4 protein-coding genes and 1 pseudogene are annotated in these 3,791 nt (G+C 73.8%); all 5 read right to left on the bottom strand.

Annotated elements, in window-relative coordinates; all coding sequences use genetic code 11:
• Nucleotides 1-517, bottom strand: a 517-nt coding sequence (locus E1284_RS39355) for a TrmH family RNA methyltransferase (protein WP_131945225.1), incomplete at its 3' end; no start/stop codon positions are given.
• Nucleotides 514-1,128, bottom strand: coding sequence for a class I SAM-dependent methyltransferase (locus E1284_RS39350; protein ID WP_131945224.1), 615 nt, complete (start codon nt 1,126-1,128; stop codon nt 514-516). The genes E1284_RS39350 and E1284_RS39355, both read right to left, overlap by 4 nt.
• Nucleotides 1,129-1,218: 90 nt before the next feature.
• Entirely contained in the window at nt 1,219-2,166 is a 948-nt protein-coding gene (locus tag E1284_RS39345; RefSeq protein ID WP_131945223.1) for a VWA domain-containing protein, read from the bottom strand.
• Entirely contained in the window at nt 2,163-3,269 is a 1,107-nt protein-coding gene (locus E1284_RS39340; RefSeq protein WP_131945222.1) for a DUF58 domain-containing protein, read from the bottom strand. Before E1284_RS39340 ends, E1284_RS39345 begins: the two co-directional genes overlap by 4 nt.
• Nucleotides 3,266-3,739, bottom strand: a pseudogene (locus E1284_RS39335) (AAA family ATPase); the annotation flags it as partial. The pseudogene E1284_RS39335 and the gene E1284_RS39340, both read right to left, overlap by 4 nt.
• Between the last annotated feature and the right edge of the window lie 52 nt (nt 3,740-3,791).

The following is a 3,791-nucleotide window of genomic DNA, read 5'->3' as shown; positions in this document are numbered from 1 at the left end:
CGGCGACGTTGAGGGAGCCGACGCGCCCGATCTGGGGGATGTAGGCGACGGCGTCGGCCGCGGCGAGGAGCGCGGGGGAGCAGCCGTGGTCCTCGCCGCCGACGGCGAGGCAGACGTCGCCGTCCAGGGGCGCGTCGTGGAGGGGGACGGCGTCGGCGGTGAGTTCGACGGCGACGAGGCGCAGGCCCTCCTTGCGGACGGCGGCGGCGGCCTCGGCGGGGGTCCCGGCGTGCTCCCAGGGGACGAGGCGGTCGGTGCCGAGGGCGGTCTTGGCGACGCCGCGGTGGGTGGGGGGCGTGGCGTTGCCGGCGAGCCAGAGGTGCTCGACGCCGAACACGGCGGCGCTGCGGATGATCGAGCCCATGTTGAACGGCTGGGTGACCGATTCGACGAGCAGGCCGAGGCGGGCGTCGGTGCGGCGGCGCCAGTCGCGGTTGAGGCGCTTGACGTCGGTGCCGCGCAGCTGCCGGCGGCCGGGCGCGGTCTCGGGCGTGCTCTTGGGGTCGCGGGTGCTCATCGGGCGGGGCCTTCCGTGCGGGACGAGACGCGCAGGACGCGGTAGGCGGACCGGGAGGCGATCCGCTCGGTGGGGAAGCCCCGGCCGGCGAGCCACCGCTGGAGGGAGTCGGAGCCGAGGTGCTTCTGGACGACGAGGTGGGCGAGGGCACCGGGGGCGAGGCGGGGGAGCCAGGCGAGCAGGAGGTCGTGCAGGGCGGCCTTGCCGATGCGGATCGGGGGGTTCGACCAGATCGCGGCGAACCGCAGCGCGGGGTCGATCTCGTCCGCCAGACTGAACCTTACATTGTCAAGGCCGGCGGCTTTGGCATTGCCCTCTGCCATTTCCAGCGCACGCCGATTAACATCAACGCCCCAGACCATCGACGATGGAGAGCGCTTGGCGAGGGTGAGGGCGATGGGCCCGTACCCGCAGCCGAGGTCGAGGAGGTCGCCCTCCTGCGGGGGCGGCGGGACCGTCTCCAGCAGGACGCGGGTGCCGGGGTCGACGCGGTCGGGGGAGAACACGCCGCTGTCGGTGTCGAGTCGCAGGTGCAGGTCCGGCAGGACGAGGTCGACGGTGCGGCGCCGGCTTGCGGCCCCGGGCCGCTCGGCGAAGTAGTGATCCCCCACGTCCGCCGACGCTATCAGTGCGGGCGCGGCGGAAAGACCGGCCCCGGGGTGCCCGCCGTCCAGGAACGGCAGAGGTCGGGGCGACCGGGGTCAGGGCAGCCGGGAGAACCAGGCGAGGGAGACGCCGCCGGCGGCGAACGCGAACAGCAGCGCGATCCCGATGTAGCGGGCGGCGACGTCGCGGTGTTCGATCTTGAACCCGAGGGACGTGCCGATGTTGCTGTAGACGTCGTCGAGCTGCCCCGCGTCGGCGGCCTCGTAGGCCTTGCCCTGGGTGCTGTCGGCGAGGGTCTTCAGCGTCTCCTTGTTGACCGAGACGCTGGTGGTCTCGCCCTCGATGTCGACGGTGCCGTACGGGGTGCCGAACGCGATGGTGGAGACGGGGATGTGGGCGACGCGGCTGGCGTCGATGGCCTCCTGGACCGAGCGGCCGGTGGTGTTGTCGCCGTCCGACAGCAGGACGATGTGGGCGGGCGGCGGGTCCTGCCGCGCGTCGGCGTCGAAGGACCGGACGGCCTGCAGGGAGGTGAAGACGGCCTCGCCGATGGCGGTCCGCTTGGCCAGGACGAGCTGGTCGAGGGAGGCGATGGCGGCCTCCCGGTCGGCGGACGGCGCGGCGACGAGGTTGGCGTTGCCGGCGAACGCGACGACGCCGACGTTGAAGCGTGCGGGCAGGTCGCCGATGAACTTCTTGGCGGCGGCCTTGGCGGCGTCGAACCGGCTGGGCGAGATGTCCCTGGCCATCATGGACAGCGAGACGTCCACGGCGACCATGATGGTGGCGCGGTCGCGGGGCACCTTGACCGAGGACGCGGGCCGCGCGAACCCGACCATCATCAGTGTGATCATGGCGAGGAACAGCACGGCGGCGACGTGCCGGCGCCAGCCGGGTCGCCTGGGCGCGACCTGGGACAGCAGGGCGAGGTTGGTGAAGCGGACGGCGTACCGCTGCCGGCGCAGCTGCATGAGCAGGTAGGCGGCGGCGAGCAGCGGCAGGAGGCCGAGCAGCCAGAGTCGTTCGGGTGACAGAAAGGTCATGGGCGCACTCCCCCGGTGGTCGCTGACCGTCCTCCAGCCCCCGCCCGCCGCCTCTCCGCGGAGGAGCTGCGCTCGGCGGACCTGCCTGCGGCGCGGCGCTGGCGGAGGGCGAAGCGTGCGACGTCGGCGATCCAGTCGCGGTCGGTGCGCAGGACCAGGTGGTGGGCGCCGCAGCGGCGCAGGGCGGCCCGGGTGCGCTCGCGCTGGTCGGCGGCCGCGGCGGCGTACCGTTCGCGGACGCGGCGGCTGAGCACGATCTCGTGGACGGCTCCGGTCTCGGGGTCGGCCATCTCGACGAGTCCGACGTCGGGGAGGTCGAGTTCGCGGGGGTCGATGATCTCGATGGCGAGGACCTGGTGGCGGGCGGCGAGGCGGCGCAGCGGGCGCTCCCAGTCGGGCCGGCCGTGCGCGCCCCGTTCCGCGGCCGGCGCGGGGTCGCCGCCGTCGGGGGCGAGGAAGTCGGAGATGATCACGCGGAGGCCGCGGCGGGTCTGGCCGCGGTCCAGTGAGGTGATGGCGGCGGCGAGGTCGCGGGGGCCGGCGGCGGTGCGGGCGGTGTCGGCGCGGTGGGCGCCGTCGTGCACGGACTGGGCGTCCAGGACGGCCTGGAGGAGGGCGTACATGGCGGCCTTGCCGGTGCGTGCGGGCCGGCGGCGCATGCCGTCGGCGTGCAGGAGGTAGGCGCCGGCGCGGTCGCCGAGGCGGACGGTGAGGAACCCGACGGCGGCGAGGGCGGCGACGGCGAGGTCCCGTTTGATGATGGTCTCGGTGCCGAAGTCCATGCTGGGGGTGAGGTCGACCAGGGCCCAGGCCTCGAGTTCGTGGTCGGCGATGAGGTCGCGGACGTGGGGTGTGGTGGTGCGGGCGGTGACGGCCCAGTCCATGTGCCGGACGTCGTCCTCGCCGGGCTGGTAGAGGCGGGCTTCGGCGAGTTCGGTGCCGGGGCCGGGGATGAGGCCGAGGTGCTCGCCGTTGAGGAGCCCGTCGAGGCGGCGGGTGACCTGGAGTTCCAGGCGCCGCAGGGTGCGCTCGGGGGCGAGGTGGGTGAGCTTGCCGCTGTGCCGGCGCCGTCCCGCGGTGCGCCCGGGGGTGCGCCCGGTCATGCGGTCGTCACCGCCGCCGCTCCGTGGTTCCAGACCACGCGGGGCGGGGGGACGGCGGTGATGATCTGGGCGATGACGTCGCCGGGGTCGATGCCGTCGGCGATGGAGTCGAAGGTGAGGACGAGGCGGTGGGCGATGACGTCGCGGGCGACGGCGCGGACGTCGTCGGGCAGGACGTAGTCGCGTCCCGAGAGCAGGGCGAGGGCGCGGGCGGCGGAGGCCAGGCCGAGGGTGGCGCGGGGGCTGGCGCCGATCTCGATGACGCCGCGCAGGTCGGGGAGGCGGTACTGGTCGGGTTCGCGGGTGGCCATGACGAGCCGGACGATGTAGTCGGCGATGAGTTCGTGGACGGAGACCTCTTCGGCGGCGCGCTGGAGGCCGGCGAGGCGGTCGGTGTCGAGGATGCGGGCGGCTTCGGGCGGGTCGACGCTCATCCGCTGGAGGATCTGGAGTTCCTCGTGGGCGGCGGGGTCTGTCTCTTATACACAACTGACGCTGCCGACGATCGCATAAGTGTAGATA

The organism is Actinomadura bangladeshensis, assembly GCF_004348335.1.
Lineage (GTDB): Bacteria > Actinomycetota > Actinomycetes > Streptosporangiales > Streptosporangiaceae > Spirillospora > Spirillospora bangladeshensis.
The sequence above is the reverse complement of the archived record's forward strand: the minus strand, read 5'-3'. Positions and strand labels throughout refer to the sequence as shown.

What these genes read in the sequence shown, in the direction of transcription:
- E1284_RS39340 (WP_131945222.1), bottom strand. Translation starts at nt 3,269, where the DNA reads ATGACCGGGCGCACCCCCGGGCGCACCGCGGGACGGCGCCGGCACAGC.
- E1284_RS39345 (WP_131945223.1), bottom strand. Translation starts at nt 2,166, where the DNA reads ATGACCTTTCTGTCACCCGAACGACTCTGGCTGCTCGGCCTCCTGCCG.